Annotated in this window: 13 protein-coding genes; 8 read left to right on the forward strand and 5 right to left on the reverse strand. The window is 59.8% G+C overall.

Annotation, left to right across the window (positions count from 1 at the left end):
* Positions 1-39: 39 nt before the first annotated feature.
* Together ACYSTU_RS13695 and ACYSTU_RS13700 are read right to left on the reverse strand one after the other, a co-directional pair.
* A complete protein-coding gene (locus tag ACYSTU_RS13695; RefSeq protein WP_024013281.1) occupies positions 40-1,008 on the reverse strand; it encodes a 2-hydroxyacid dehydrogenase in 969 nt (322 codons plus the stop codon).
* Positions 1,009-1,164: 156 nt separating this feature from the next.
* Positions 1,165-1,548, reverse strand: coding sequence for a tautomerase family protein (locus ACYSTU_RS13700; RefSeq protein WP_016775121.1), 384 nt, complete (start codon positions 1,546-1,548; stop codon positions 1,165-1,167).
* Between the two features lie 136 nt (positions 1,549-1,684).
* Between ACYSTU_RS13700 and ACYSTU_RS13705 the strand changes: the two genes are divergently transcribed.
* The 3 genes from ACYSTU_RS13705 (at position 1,685) to ACYSTU_RS13715 (ending at position 3,724) form a co-directional block, all read left to right on the forward strand.
* Complete coding sequence (locus tag ACYSTU_RS13705; RefSeq protein ID WP_373877948.1) at positions 1,685-1,969, forward strand: hypothetical protein; 285 nt, start codon at positions 1,685-1,687, stop codon at positions 1,967-1,969.
* 52 nt (positions 1,970-2,021) lie between these two features.
* Positions 2,022-2,192 carry a hypothetical protein gene (locus tag ACYSTU_RS13710; protein WP_016775119.1) on the forward strand — a complete coding sequence of 57 codons (171 nt, stop codon included), beginning with the start codon at positions 2,022-2,024 and terminating at the stop codon, positions 2,190-2,192.
* Between the two features lie 251 nt (positions 2,193-2,443).
* Positions 2,444-3,724 carry an HAAAP family serine/threonine permease gene (locus tag ACYSTU_RS13715; RefSeq protein WP_024013278.1) on the forward strand — a complete coding sequence of 427 codons (1,281 nt, stop codon included), beginning with the start codon at positions 2,444-2,446 and terminating at the stop codon, positions 3,722-3,724.
* Between the two features lie 181 nt (positions 3,725-3,905).
* Here ACYSTU_RS13715 and acnB read toward each other — a convergent pair whose 3' ends face one another.
* The gene (acnB, locus tag ACYSTU_RS13720; RefSeq protein WP_122698657.1) at positions 3,906-6,515 is read right to left on the reverse strand and encodes a bifunctional aconitate hydratase 2/2-methylisocitrate dehydratase; all 2,610 of its coding nucleotides are present in this window, start codon (positions 6,513-6,515) and stop codon (positions 3,906-3,908) included.
* A gap of 467 nt (positions 6,516-6,982) precedes the next feature.
* Here acnB and ACYSTU_RS13725 point away from each other — a divergent pair, with 467 nt between their 5' ends.
* Complete coding sequence (locus ACYSTU_RS13725; RefSeq protein ID WP_024013275.1) at positions 6,983-7,453, forward strand: DUF1289 domain-containing protein; 471 nt, start codon at positions 6,983-6,985, stop codon at positions 7,451-7,453.
* Positions 7,454-7,553: 100 nt separating this feature from the next.
* Here ACYSTU_RS13725 and ACYSTU_RS13730 read toward each other — a convergent pair whose 3' ends face one another.
* On the reverse strand, positions 7,554-8,417 hold the full coding sequence (locus tag ACYSTU_RS13730; protein ID WP_324175385.1) for a universal stress protein UspL: 864 nt from the start codon (positions 8,415-8,417) through the stop codon (positions 7,554-7,556).
* A gap of 159 nt (positions 8,418-8,576) precedes the next feature.
* Here ACYSTU_RS13730 and ACYSTU_RS13735 point away from each other — a divergent pair, with 159 nt between their 5' ends.
* From ACYSTU_RS13735 to ACYSTU_RS13745, 3 genes are all read left to right on the forward strand, one after another.
* Complete coding sequence (locus tag ACYSTU_RS13735; RefSeq protein WP_016775115.1) at positions 8,577-9,179, forward strand: MiaE family protein; 603 nt, start codon at positions 8,577-8,579, stop codon at positions 9,177-9,179.
* Positions 9,180-9,320: 141 nt separating this feature from the next.
* On the forward strand, positions 9,321-10,028 hold the full coding sequence (locus ACYSTU_RS13740) for a response regulator (RefSeq protein ID WP_016775114.1): 708 nt from the start codon (positions 9,321-9,323) through the stop codon (positions 10,026-10,028).
* Positions 10,029-11,315, forward strand: a complete 1,287-nt coding sequence (locus ACYSTU_RS13745; protein WP_217878436.1) for an ATP-binding protein — start codon at positions 10,029-10,031, stop codon at positions 11,313-11,315.
* Positions 11,316-11,413: 98 nt separating this feature from the next.
* Here ACYSTU_RS13745 and ACYSTU_RS13750 read toward each other — a convergent pair whose 3' ends face one another.
* Positions 11,414-11,902 carry a GFA family protein gene (locus ACYSTU_RS13750; protein WP_125918562.1) on the reverse strand — a complete coding sequence of 163 codons (489 nt, stop codon included), beginning with the start codon at positions 11,900-11,902 and terminating at the stop codon, positions 11,414-11,416.
* 139 nt (positions 11,903-12,041) lie between these two features.
* Between ACYSTU_RS13750 and glsB the strand changes: the two genes are divergently transcribed.
* Positions 12,042-12,950 carry a glutaminase B gene (gene glsB / locus ACYSTU_RS13755; RefSeq protein ID WP_073471184.1) on the forward strand — a complete coding sequence of 303 codons (909 nt, stop codon included), beginning with the start codon at positions 12,042-12,044 and terminating at the stop codon, positions 12,948-12,950.
* The last annotated feature ends 46 nt before the right edge of the window (positions 12,951-12,996 follow it).

The following is a 12,996-nucleotide window of genomic DNA, read 5'->3' on the forward strand; positions in this document are numbered from 1 at the left end:
TGGGGCGAGCAGCGGCGCAGGCCGAGGATCCTGCGCGCCTTAATGCACGCGCTGGTTGCTCAGTTTCGGTGGCAGGGCGACAGGCGTCAGCACCGGTTGCCCGGAGAAAAACGCCATCAGGTTTTTGCCGACCAGTTCGACAGTGCCTTGCGTGGCTTCAGGGGAAAGCCCGGCGACGTGTGGGGTCAGCACAACGTTGCTGAGGTGTTTCAGGGCATCAGGCACTTCCGGTTCGTGATCGAACACGTCCAGCGCTGCGCCGGCGATACGACGTTGTTCGAGTGCAGTGATCAGGTCTGCCGTTGCGATAACGCTGGCGCGGGCGATGTTGACGATAAATCCCTTGGGGCCGAGGGCATCGAGCACGGCTCGCGTCACCAGATGTTGAGTAGCAATGCCACCAGGCGTGGCAACGACCAGAAAGTCCGAAGCTCGCGCCAGATCGGTCGGTGTCGAGCAGAACGCATAAGCGACGTCGCTGCGCACCTGGCGGTTGTGGTAGCTGATCTGCATGTCGAAACCCAGCTCCGCACGCTTGGCAATCGCCATGCCCACGGCGCCCAGCCCGAGGATGCCCAGACGCTTGCCGGCCAGCGACGGGCGCATGATTTTCGGCCATTCACCGCGGCGCACGGCGGCATCGCAGCGCGGGATGTCGCGGACCAATGCCAGCAGCAATGCCATCGCATGATCGGCCACTGACGAGGCGTTGACACCGGCGCCATTGGTGACGGTGATCCCGCGGTCGCTGGCCGCTTGCAGGTCGACCTGTTCATAACCGGCGCCGATCACCGTGATGATTTTCAGGGCGGGCAGGGCGCTGATCTCTTGCGCAGTCAGGCCCAGTGGGCCGCGAGTGAGCACGGCGTCGATGCGACTGCCATGGGTGGCGATGGCTTGCGCGCGTTCGGCTGGCGTTGGTGCAAGGATCAGGTGGAATCCCTGATGCTCAAGAATCGGCAGATAGTCATTGATCGTTTCAACCAGTACCAGAACGGTTGCGGGCATTGCGCGGCTCCTGTGATTGGCGGCGGGTGGGTCGCGAAAGTCGACTCAGAGTGCTGAATCCGCAGCGGCTTGGCAATCGTTGCATTCAAGCAGTGGTGCTTTGATTCTGGACGGGTTCGTGGAACAAGCAAGTACGCAGGCATGGCGCACGACCCATCAGCTGACGTATTGCGCAACACCATTACCGAACGACCAGTTCTCTTTCTTTACCTCCAGCAGATTGATGAACACATCCTCCAGGCGAATACCCAGTTGCGCATGCAGGCGCTCGGCAATGGTTTTGAACAGCAATTGTTTCTTTTCCACGCTGCGCCCTTCGCTGATGGTGATCTGGATGAACACCACGCCGTCGCTGCGCTGGATGCCGAGGTATTGCGGGTCATAAACGAAATGCTGGGCGTCATGTTCGTTGAGAATCTGGAAGTTGTCGTGCTCGGGCACATCGATACAGCTGCGCAGAGCGGCGTAGATCTGTTCGCCGATGCGCCTGGCGAAAGTGGGATCGGGATTTTGCTGGATGTCGACGCGGACCAGTGGCATGGGGGCTCCTTGGGTTATGGCTTCTCACACGCTAGATCAAGGTCAGGGTTCTGGCAGGTAATTGGTCTGGAATATTGCAAATTCCGTGTATGAGGCGGCTTACGTGACTCGCGGATTTTGCCTACGGGAATGGCAGATGCGTCTGCTGGTCAGCACCCGTATGGATGCGAAATCATCACGCCTCAGAGCAGCTTGCGCGATAGCTGCCACCAGCCAGGGAAGGCGAATGCTTCAAAACGACCGGGAAAACCTCGAACTGGACAAGCTGATGAATGAAATACGCAAGCTTGTGGCCGAGAGGAAAAAACTTGTGGCGGAAGAAAAAAAGATGAAATGGGAAACCTATTTCTACCCGGTTGCGGTAGTGGCCGGAATGTTGACCGCGACAGCGGCCTTGATCGGCCTTTCGCTCAAGTTATGAATGTGCGCGTTTCGCTCTATCCAACCCGTTACCCGCGAAAAAGGAAATCACCATGAGTACGTTCGACCGCCAAGCCATGATTGACCGTTCCGATCGAGAGCACGACGAGTACGTAGAAAGGTTACGCCTCAAGCAGCGAGGCGACATCGTTCCGATCCTCGCATTGCTGAGTCTTGCCTTGCTTTGCATGTCGTTTGGCTTTCTGGTCGCTCGATTGATCTGATCGTTCCGGCTGCGCACGGTGCCGGAAAAATTGCCAGAAAACGACATGCAGCGTAGCTGGAAACGGCAAAAAGCATTCCGAAAACGACTCCCCATCGGTCTGCTCCGCACAACCATTCCTCAGCTAAGTCTTTGCTTGCATTGATTTATCACGGAGAATCGCGCCCCTGTTTCGGCCGGAGCATGTCTGTCGGTTTTTTCCGACGCATCCTGACCGAGTGGCAAGTGACCGGAAAGCGGAGATCCGACCGGATGAATGATCAGGCCAATAGCCTCGAAAAGCGCTTCGACGCAGCAGCACCCGCTGAACTTTCGAGCTGGAATCGCCAGGACACCACCTGGATGCTGGGACTGTTTGGGACGGCCATTGGCGCCGGCACCCTGTTTTTGCCGATCAACGCAGGGCTGGGGGGCTTCTGGCCGCTGGTGATCCTCGCGCTGCTGGCCTTCCCGATGACGTTTTACGCGCACCGTGGCCTGACCCGTTTTGTGCTGTCCGGTCGCGAAGGCGCCGATATCACCGAAGTGGTCGAGCAGCATTTCGGTATCAAGGCCGGTGCCTTGATCACCCTGCTGTACTTCTTTGCCATCTTCCCGATCCTGCTGATCTACAGCGTCGGCCTGACCAACACGGTCGCCAGTTTCCTCGAACACCAACTGCACATCACGCCGCCACCGCGCGCGCTGCTGTCGTTCGTGCTGATTCTTGGTCTGCTGGCCGTGGTGCGTTGCGGTGAGCAGGCGATCGTCAAAGCCATGAGCCTGATGGTCTATCCGTTCATCGTTGCACTGCTGTTCCTCGCCGTGTACCTGATTCCGCACTGGAACGGCGGCATCCTCGCCACCGCGTCGCAAGTGCCGGCGCCGTCAGCGCTGCTGCACACGCTGTGGCTGGCGATTACGGTGATGGTGTTCTCGTTCAACCATTCGCCGATCATCTCGGCGTTCGCGATGGACCAGAAGCGTCGTTACGGTGTGCACGCCGACGAGCGCAGCTCACAGATCCTCGCGCGCGCTCATGCATTGATGGTCATTTTGGTGCTGTTCTTCGTATTCAGTTGCGTGCTGACCCTGTCGCCAGAGCAACTGGCTGAGGCGAAAGAGCAGAATCTTTCGATCCTGTCGTACCTGGCCAACCACTTCAGCAACCCGACCATCGAGTTTGCGGCGCCGTTGATTGCGTTTGTGGCGATCTCCAAGTCGTTCCTCGGTCATTACATCGGGGCCAGCGAAGGCCTCAAGGGCCTGATCGTCAAGAGCGGGAGGCGTCCGGGCGCCAAGGCGCTGGATCGCATCGTGGCGGCGTTCATGCTGGTGATCTGCTGGATCGTCGCAACGCTTGATCCGAGCATCCTGGGCATGATCGAAACCGTCGGTGGGCCGGTGATTGCGGCGATTCTGTTCCTGATGCCGATGTACGCGATTCGCAAGGTGCCAGCGATGGCGCGCTATCGCGGTCAGGCGTCGAACGTGTTTGTTACCGCGGTCGGGCTGGTGGCGATTTCGGCGCTGGTTTACAAGCTGGCTGTCTGACCTGTCACTGATGACTGATCGTTCCCACGCTCTGCGTGGGAATGCCTCTTGTGACGCTCTGCGTCACGCTTGGGGACGCAGAGCGTCCGGGGCTGCATTCCCACGCGGAGCGTGGGAACGATCAGCATAAAAAAACGCCGCTCATCTCACGATGGGCGGCGTTTTTTATTGCCTTGCAGCGTTAGGCTTGAACGACCGGGATCTTGGCGTTCGCAGCAGCTTCACGGAACTCGGCGATCTGGTCGAAGGACAGGTAGCGGTAGACATCGGCCGCCATGCTGTCGATCTTGCCAGCGTATTCCATGTACTCCTCGACGGTCGGCAGGCGACCCAGGATCGAAGCAACGGACGCCAGCTCGGCCGAGGCCAGGTAGACGTTCGCGCCGTCGCCCAGACGGTTCGGGAAGTTACGGGTCGACGTGGAGACCACGGTGCTGTTCGGCTCAACGCGTGCCTGGTTACCCATGCACAGCGAGCAGCCTGGCATTTCCATGCGTGCGCCAGCCTTGCCGTAGATGCCGTAGTAGCCTTCTTCGGTCAGTTGGTGAGCGTCCATCTTGGTCGGCGGCGACAGCCACAGACGGGTTGGCAGCTGACCCTTGACCTGATCCAGCAGTTTACCGGCAGCGCGGAAGTGACCAATGTTGGTCATGCACGAACCGATGAACACTTCGTCGATCTTCTCGCCAGCAACGCTGGACAGCAGACGGGCGTCGTCCGGATCGTTCGGCGCGCAGAGCACAGGCTCGTTGATCTCGGCCAGATCGATTTCGATGACTTCGGCGTATTCGGCGTCGGCATCGGCTTCCATCAGCTCAGGATTGGCGATCCAGGCTTCCATCGCTTGAGCGCGGCGTTCCAGGGTACGCGCATCGCCGTAGCCTTCGCCGATCATCCAGCGCAGCAGGGTGATGTTGGACTGCAGGTACTCGGTGATCGACTCTTTCGACAGCTTGATGGTGCAACCGGCAGCCGAACGTTCGGCCGAGGCGTCGGACAGTTCGAACGCCTGCTCCAGGGTCAGACCTTCCAGGCCTTCGATTTCCAGGATGCGGCCGGAGAAGGCGTTTTTCTTGCCTTTCTTCTCGACGGTCAGCAGACCGTTCTGGATAGCGAAGTACGGAATGGCATGAACCAGGTCACGCAGGGTGATGCCAGGTTTCATCTTGCCCTTGAAGCGCACCAGGATCGATTCCGGCATGTCCAGTGGCATTACACCAGTGGCTGCGGCGAACGCGACCAGACCGGAACCGGCCGGGAACGAGATGCCCATCGGGAAACGGGTGTGCGAGTCACCACCGGTACCGACGGTGTCCGGCAGCAGCATGCGGTTCAGCCACGAGTGGATGATGCCGTCGCCCGGACGCAGGGAAACGCCGCCGCGGGTCATGATGAAGTCAGGCAGGGTGTGGTGGGTGGTCACGTCGATCGGCTTTGGATAAGCCGCGGTGTGGCAGAACGACTGCATCACCAGATCAGCGGAGAAGCCCAGGCACGCCAGGTCTTTCAGTTCGTCACGGGTCATTGGACCGGTGGTGTCCTGAGAACCCACGGTGGTCATCTTCGGTTCGCAGTAGGTGCCAGGACGCACGCCCTGGCCTTCTGCCAGACCGCAGGCCTTGCCGACCATTTTCTGCGCCAGGGTGAAACCCTTGGTGCTTTCAGCCGGAGCTTCAGGCTTCTTGAACAGATCGAACGCTGGCAGACCCAGTTCGGCGCGAGCCTTTTCGGTCAGACCACGGCCGATGATCAGCGGAATACGACCGCCGGCACGGACTTCGTCCAGCAGCACCGGGGTTTTCATTTCGAAAGTGGTGATGACTTCGTTGGTACCGTGCTTGCAGACTTTGCCGGCGTGCGGGTACAGGTCGATCACGTCGCCCATGTTCATGTTCGATACGTCGAACTCGATCGGCAGGGCGCCGGCATCTTCCATGGTGTTGTAGAAGATCGGAGCGATCTTGCTGCCGAAGCAGAAACCGCCAGCGCGCTTGTTCGGCACGTACGGGATGTCGTCGCCGAAGAACCACAGCACCGAGTTGGTGGCCGATTTACGCGAGGAACCGGTACCGACCACGTCACCGACGTAGGCGATCGGGAAGCCCTGGCCGCGCATTTCTTCGATCTGCTTCATCGGGCCGGTCTTGCCTTGCTCGTCCGGAACGATGCCGTCACGGGCCATTTTCAGCATGGCCAGGGCGTGCAGCGGGATGTCAGGACGCGACCAGGCGTCTGGCGCAGGGGAGAGGTCGTCGGTGTTGGTTTCGCCGGTGACCTTGAATACGCGCAGGCTGATCTTGTCGGCCAGGACCGGGCGCTTCTTGAACCACTCGCCGTCAGCCCAGGATTGCAGCACGGCCTTGGCGTGAACGTTGCCGTTCTTGGCTTTTTCAGCGACGTCGTGGAAGGCATCGAACATCAGCAGGGTGTGCTTGAGTTCTTCGGCGGCGACTGGCGCCAGCTCGGCGTCGTCCAGCAGTTCAACGAGGGTGACGATGTTGTAGCCGCCCTGCATGGTGCCGAGCAGTTCTACAGCGCGTTTCTTGTCCAGCAGAGGGGAGGTGGCTTCGCCCTTGGCCAGGGCAGACAGGAAACCGGCCTTGACGTAAGCGGCTTCGTCCACTCCAGGTGGTACGCGATTGGTGATCAGGTCAACGAGGAAAGCTTCTTCGCCAGCCGGAGGGTTCTTCAGCAGCTCGATCAGGCCTGCTGTTTGTTCGGCGTTAAGCGGCTGGGGAACGATACCCAGGGCTGCACGCTCTTCGATATGTTTGCGGTAGGCTTCAAGCACAGTTATTACCCTCATCAGTGGTCCCAAATGGGTGTCCGGGACGCTCATCCCGAAATTGCCGTACTCATGCGCCTCACGACGTTGTGGGTCGTTCGGCCAGAATTACCGGCAATTCCTTACAGAAGCTGCTTTCAAAGTTTTACGCCTGCAGAACGGGGAGCTGATGAGGGTTGGCGTTGGGCTTTTCCCCGCTGGAAAAACCCTTCGCCAACACCGCTCTGAAGGAACGACTGTGCTCGTGACGCTTTGAAAACAGCTTCTAACGGACATTGGCGCCTTAAAAGGCTGGCTGATTCTACGGCAAAAAAAATTTAAAGGTAAGTCGCGCTCTATTGGACTTTCGTGGCAATCAGCGCGGCCGGAGCAAACCTGCGACGCTGGCGAGACCTTGCTGTTTGAGGGGTGATCAATGCCCGACAAAGGGCTAACATGCCGGCCTGTTCCGCGTTTCAGTGTTCTGCCCATTTATGCCCAATCAGACCATCAAGACCCCCTGCGTCGGCCTCTGCTCCACCGTTTACGGTGACCTGGTGTGCCGTGGCTGCAAGCGTTTCCACCACGAAGTGATCCATTGGAACGGGTACAACGAGGAGGAAAAGCGTGCGGTGTGGCTGCGTCTGGAGCAATTGCTGTCACAAGTGATGGCAAGCAAGGTCGAGATCTTCGATCCGGCGCGCCTGCGCGAGCAGCTGGAACAGCGCAAGATCCGCTTCGTACCGCATCAGTCGGAATATTGCTGGGCCTATCAGCTGATTGCCCGGGGCGCGCGGGTGATCATTAATCTTGAGGCGTATGGGATGGTGTTGCTGCCGGAGTTCCGCGATTGGAACCTGCCGGAACTGCGCGATGCCATTGATCGGGAATTCTTCCTGCTGTCGGAAGCGCATTATCAGCGCTACATCGCCCCGGGCTTTCTGAAAGACGCCTTCGGCGCCTGAACAGCAAAAGCTTCGCGAGCAGGCTCGCTCCCACAGGGAAATGCATTCCAGATGTGGGAGCGAGCCTGCTCGCGAAAGCGCCAGTCAGGCATGGCAATCCTCAGTGTTTTGCCGTCAGTTCCACCAGATGATCCTCAACCTCTTGCGGCTTGAGCACCAGCACATCGCTTTCCAGCGTATCCAGCACCGCTTCAGCCGTATTGCCGATCAACGCGCCTGACAGACCGCTGCGCGCCACCGTGCCAATCACCGTCACCGCCGCCTGCAGCTTGTGCGCCATGAACGGGATCAACACATCCGCCGGGCCTTCCTCGATGTGCAAGTGCTCGTCATCGACATCGAACTCCGCCTGAAACGCTCGACACTGCTCGCGGTATTTGGCTTCTATGGTCGATTTCAGCTGAAACGTCGGGTCCGCCGCCGAGAGCATCGGCGACGGATGCGCGGTGATCACATGCAGATGCGCCTTGGCCAGACTGGCGATGTCATAACCGTGATCGATGATGGTGCTGTGCAGATGCCGATGCTCACCATCGGCATTGCCGACATCGATGGCAGCGAGAATCACTTTGTCTTTCCACGAACCGGCGGTTTTGACCAGCAGCACCGGGGTAGGGCAGTGGCGCAGGAGTTTCCAGTCGGCCGGGGTCAGCAGGGCCTTTTTCAGCGAGCTGTCGGGGAAGTGCTGTTTGATCACCAGACCGCAACCTTCGGCCTGCTGCACATCGATGATGGTTTCGTGCAGGCTCTCGTTCCACGCCTGTTCGGTGGTCACGCTGTAGCCTTCGGCGAGCAATGCCGCCTTGAGCACGCTGAGCAGGCCGGCGTGGTCATGCTTCTTGTCACACACCAGCAGATGCAGATGGGCCTGGGTGACACCGGCGATCAGCTTGGCGCGCTTGAGCGCCAGGCTTTCTGCATGTTCAGGTTCGATGACCACCAGAATGCTGCGAATGGCTTGCATGAGCGGAGTCTCCAGCAAAGAAAAGGCACGGCGTTGCACAACTATAGTTGCTACCCGAACGTCTGCGACTTGATGCATATCAACAGCCGCCGCTGGTGGTCTGCGGGCAGGCCGGTATAATCGGCGCCCTTCGCTCGAACACCTTTTATCGTGAGCCCCATGATCCTTCCCGAAATCCACGAATTCCTTGGCTGCCGCACGCCCGACGCCTGGGTCCAGGCGGCACTGGCCGATCAGGAAACCCTGCTGATCGATCACAAGAACTGCGAGTTCAAGGCCGCCAGCACGGCGCTGAGCCTGATTGCCAAGTACCACGCCCATGTCGACCTGATCAACATGATGTCGCGCCTGGCCCGGGAAGAACTGGTGCACCACGAGCAAGTCATGCGCATCATGAAACGGCGCAAGATCGAGTTGCGTCAGCTGCACGCCGGCCGCTACGCCTCGGGCCTGCGCAAGGTGGTGCGCAGCCACGAACCGGTGAAACTGGTGGATACGCTGGTGGTTGGTGCTTTCATCGAAGCGCGCAGTTGCGAACGCTTTGAAGCATTGGTGCCGCATCTGGACGAAGAACTGGGCAAGTTCTATTTCGGTTTGCTGAAAAGCGAGGCGCGGCACTTTCAGGGTTATCTGAAACTGGCCTATCAGTATGGTGATGCCAAGGATGTCGCGCAGGTGATCGAGCGCGTCCGTGCGGCCGAGCAGGAACTGATCGAATCGCCGGACGAGGAATTCCGTTTCCACAGCGGTGTGCCCGCCTGAATTTGTTAAAAACTCTTAAGAGTATGAAACATCACCGAAAACCGGCCCGAGTGGCCGGTTTTTGCTATCTGCCGTCATCGCCTGTTCGATGAATGCCAGCATAATATCGGCCCTTCCACGTTTGGCTTGGCAACGGTTGTTATGGATAACCTGGGTTTCGGCAAAGTTCTGCTGGTCGAAGACGATGAGCGTCTCGCCGCACTGATCGCACACTTTCTAGAACAACACGGCTACGAGGTGCGCACGGTGCATCGCGGTGATCTGGCCATGGCTGCGTTCCTGGAATTCAAGCCGAAAGTGCTGGTGCTCGACCTGATGTTGCCGGGGCAGAGCGGTTTGCAGGTCTGCCGGGAAATTCGCAGTGTCTCGGACACGCCGATCGTGATCCTCACCGCCAAGGAAGACGATCTCGATCACATCCTCGGTCTGGAGTCCGGCGCTGACGATTACGTGATCAAACCGATCAAACCGCCGGTATTGCTCGCGCGGCTGCGGGCGTTGCAACGGCGGCAGACGCCGGATACCAGCGTCGTCAGTTTCCTCGAGTTCGGGCAATTGAGCATCGACCGCAGTTGCCGTGAAGTGCGCCTGACGGGTGAGCTGATCGAGCTGACCACCATGGAGTTCGAATTGCTCTGGTTGCTCGCCAGCGCGGCGGGCAAGATTCTTTCCCGCGATGACATTCTCAATCGCATGCGCGGCATTGCCTTCGACGGCCTCAATCGCAGCGTCGACGTCTACATCAGCAAATTGCGCAACAAACTCAAGGACAACCCTCGCGAGCCGGTGTGCATCAAGACCGTGTGGGGCAAGGGCTATCTGTTCAATCCGTTCGCGTGGGAGCTGTAGATGCTGCGCTTGTTCCTCGGCCTGTTTCTGGTGATGACGGTGGGTCTGGTGCTGGCCTTGCAGGCGGTCGAGCACACCTTCAATGCCTTGCTCGACAGCCAGACGCAGGATTACAACCGTGAAGCCGTGCGCGGTCAGGCGTGGTCGCTGGTCGATCATCTGCAAGGCCGCCAGGGCGCCGAGCGTGAACAGAAACTCGATTCATTGCGCGCGCACTATGGTCTGTCGCTGAGTCTGGTCGAGGCCGATCAACTGGCCCTGACACCGCAGGAAAAAGCCGAGCTCGCGCGAAACCTGTTGGTGATCCGCGACGATTACACGCAATTCATCAGCAACATCGATGGCGGCTCGCAGTTGCTCAGCATCAAGCTGCCGCCAGAGCCGAGCCTGATGCCGTTCTACATCACCGCGGCGTACATGATGCTCGCGGTGTTGATCGGCATCGTTCTATTTTTCTGGGTGCGCCCGCACTGGCGCGACCTGGAAAAGCTGCGGCTGGCGGCCGAGCGTTTCGGCGACAACGATCTGTCGGTGCGCATTCAGTTGTCGCGGCGCTCGAACATCCGCGATCTGGCCGAGCACTTCAATCTGATGGCGGCGCGCATCGAAGGCTTGATCGCCAACCAGCGCGAACTGACCAACGCGGTATCTCACGAATTGCGCACACCGATTGCGCGGCTGTCGTTCGAACTTGATCAGCTCAAACAGCTACCGGACGCCAGCGAGAATCGCGAGCTGATCGCCGACATGTATGCCGACCTTGGTGAGCTGGAGGAGATGGTCTCGGAGCTGCTGACCTACGCCAGCCTCGAGCACGGCGCAACAGTGATCAAACGGGAGAATATTCACGCGGCCGACTGGCTAGACAGCGTTGTCGGCAGTGTCGCGCTTGAGGCCGAAGCAGTGGGGGTGCAGTTGTCGATCGCCGGTTGCCAGGTCGACACTGTAAGCATCGAACCGCGCTTCATGGCGCGGGCGGTGATCAACCTTTTGCGCAATGCCATTCGCTATGCCGAGCAGCGCGTTGAGGTGTCGCTGCTGCGCAATGGCGATGACTATGAAGTACGGGTCAGCGATGACGGTCCGGGTGTGCCGCTGGAGGGACGGGAGAAAATCTTCGAACCGTTTTCCCGACTGGACGCCAGCCGGGATCGGCGCACCGGTGGTTTTGGGTTGGGCCTGGCGCTGGTGCGGCGGGTGTCGCAGTCCCATGGCGGGCAGGTTGAAGTTGGCGATTCGGTGTGGGGTGGGGCGCTGTTCAGGATGACTTGGGCGCATCTGGACTGATTGATATTGCCTGACCCGGCCCCTTCGCGAGCAGGCTCGCTCCCACAGGTGATCGCAATCCAAATGTGGCAGCGAGCCTGCTCGCGAAGGGCGGGTGTTCAGCGAGTTACACCGAGTCGCTCATGCCACTGGGCAATCGATTCTTCGGGATATACATCAAACTGCTGATCCTTCGGCTTCGCCTCGACTTCAACCCACGGCGCTTTCGAACCTAGCATCAGATGTGTGCGTTCCGGCGGCACCGGCAGCGGCGTATCGATCGCCGAGGCGAATGGATGAATCAGCTCTGGCCACTCCGGGCTGAACAGCCACAGGCCGCTGCCGCACAGTGAGCAGAAGTGGCGCTCGGCGCTGCTGCGATGGGCGCGCTTATCGCCGTTGGCTTTCATCTTCGCGTGATAGATGCTGATGTTTTTGCGTCCGCGAACCTTGAGAGTGGTCGCGTCGCCGCCAAGGTTGATCGCATAACCGCCGCCGCCCTGGGTCTTGCGGCAGATCGAGCAATAGCAGCGTTGATAGGGATAAGGATGGGCGCTGTCGAGGCTGAACGTGACTTCGCCACAATGGCAGGAGCCTTCGAGGTGCATGGTGCTCTCCCGTGTCTGAATGGTCCGCTTCAGCCTAGAACATTTTGCCTGGCGCTTGCCGGTGTGATGCGACCGGCGGGCGCAGCGTCTAGCCCCAGTGTCCCCGCGATCCCATGGGGCGAGACTTTCGGAACCCGGCATGCAAGCGCTGTTGAACGAGATCCTTGACGCGGTCCGGCCCCTGATCGGGCAGGGCAAAGTTGCTGACTATATTCCCGCCCTCGGCACGGTGCCGGCCAACCAGTTGGGCATCGCCGTGTACAGTAACGACGGCGAAATGTATTGCGCCGGCGACGCTGAAACGCCGTTCTCGGTGCAGAGTATTTCCAAGGTGTTCAGCCTGGTGCAGGCCATCGATCACTCCGGCGAAGCGATCTGGGAACGGCTTGGCCACGAGCCGTCCGGCCAGCCGTTCAACTCGCTGGTGCAACTGGAATTCGAGCGCGGCCGCCCGCGTAACCCGTTCATCAACGCCGGGGCGCTGGTGATCTGCGACATCAACCAGTCGCGCTTCGCTGCGCCGACACTGTCGATGCGCGACTTCGTCCGACGCCTGTCGGGCAACCCGCAGATCATGATCGACGGCAAGGTCGCCGACTCCGAATACCAGCACCGCGCGCGCAATGCGGCGATGGCGTATTTGATGCAGTCTTTCGGCAACTTTCACAACGATGTCGAAGCGGTGTTGCGCAGCTATTTCAGCCATTGCGCGCTGCGGATGAATTGCATCGATCTGGCCCGGGCGTTCTGCTTTCTGGCCAATGACGGGTTCTGCAAGCACAGCGGCGAGCAGATCCTGACGCGCCGCCAGACCCAGCAGGTCAACTCGATCATGGCCACCAGCGGTTTGTATGACGAGGCGGGCAACTTCGCTTATCGCGTCGGCCTGCCGGGCAAGAGCGGGGTCGGCGGCGGCATCGTTGCGGTGGTGCCGGGGCAGTTCAGCGTGTGCGTGTGGTCGCCGGAGCTGAATACCGCCGGCAACTCGCTGGCGGGGATGGCGGCGCTGGAACTGCTGAGCTCGCGGATTGGCTGGTCCGTCTTCTGAAGATACACCACGATTTCCAGTGTGGGAGCGAGCCTGCTCGCGAAGA

The sequence above is a fragment of the Pseudomonas glycinis genome, assembly GCF_054871425.1.

Excerpts from the sequence above, each read along its gene's own strand:
- ACYSTU_RS13695 (WP_024013281.1), bottom strand. The coding sequence starts at position 1,008 with ATGCCCGCAACCGTTCTGGTACTGGTTGAAACGATCAATGACTATCTG.
- ACYSTU_RS13700 (WP_016775121.1), bottom strand. The coding sequence starts at position 1,548 with ATGCCACTGGTCCGCGTCGACATCCAGCAAAATCCCGATCCCACTTTC.
- ACYSTU_RS13705 (WP_373877948.1), top strand. The coding sequence starts at position 1,685 with ATGCGTCTGCTGGTCAGCACCCGTATGGATGCGAAATCATCACGCCTC.
- ACYSTU_RS13710 (WP_016775119.1), top strand. The coding sequence starts at position 2,022 with ATGAGTACGTTCGACCGCCAAGCCATGATTGACCGTTCCGATCGAGAG.
- ACYSTU_RS13715 (WP_024013278.1), top strand. The coding sequence starts at position 2,444 with ATGAATGATCAGGCCAATAGCCTCGAAAAGCGCTTCGACGCAGCAGCA.
- ACYSTU_RS13725 (WP_024013275.1), top strand. The coding sequence starts at position 6,983 with ATGCCCAATCAGACCATCAAGACCCCCTGCGTCGGCCTCTGCTCCACC.
- ACYSTU_RS13730 (WP_324175385.1), bottom strand. The coding sequence starts at position 8,417 with ATGCAAGCCATTCGCAGCATTCTGGTGGTCATCGAACCTGAACATGCA.
- ACYSTU_RS13735 (WP_016775115.1), top strand. The coding sequence starts at position 8,577 with ATGATCCTTCCCGAAATCCACGAATTCCTTGGCTGCCGCACGCCCGAC.
- ACYSTU_RS13740 (WP_016775114.1), top strand. The coding sequence starts at position 9,321 with ATGGATAACCTGGGTTTCGGCAAAGTTCTGCTGGTCGAAGACGATGAG.
- ACYSTU_RS13745 (WP_217878436.1), top strand. The coding sequence starts at position 10,029 with ATGCTGCGCTTGTTCCTCGGCCTGTTTCTGGTGATGACGGTGGGTCTG.
- ACYSTU_RS13750 (WP_125918562.1), bottom strand. The coding sequence starts at position 11,902 with ATGCACCTCGAAGGCTCCTGCCATTGTGGCGAAGTCACGTTCAGCCTC.
- glsB (WP_073471184.1), top strand. The coding sequence starts at position 12,042 with ATGCAAGCGCTGTTGAACGAGATCCTTGACGCGGTCCGGCCCCTGATC.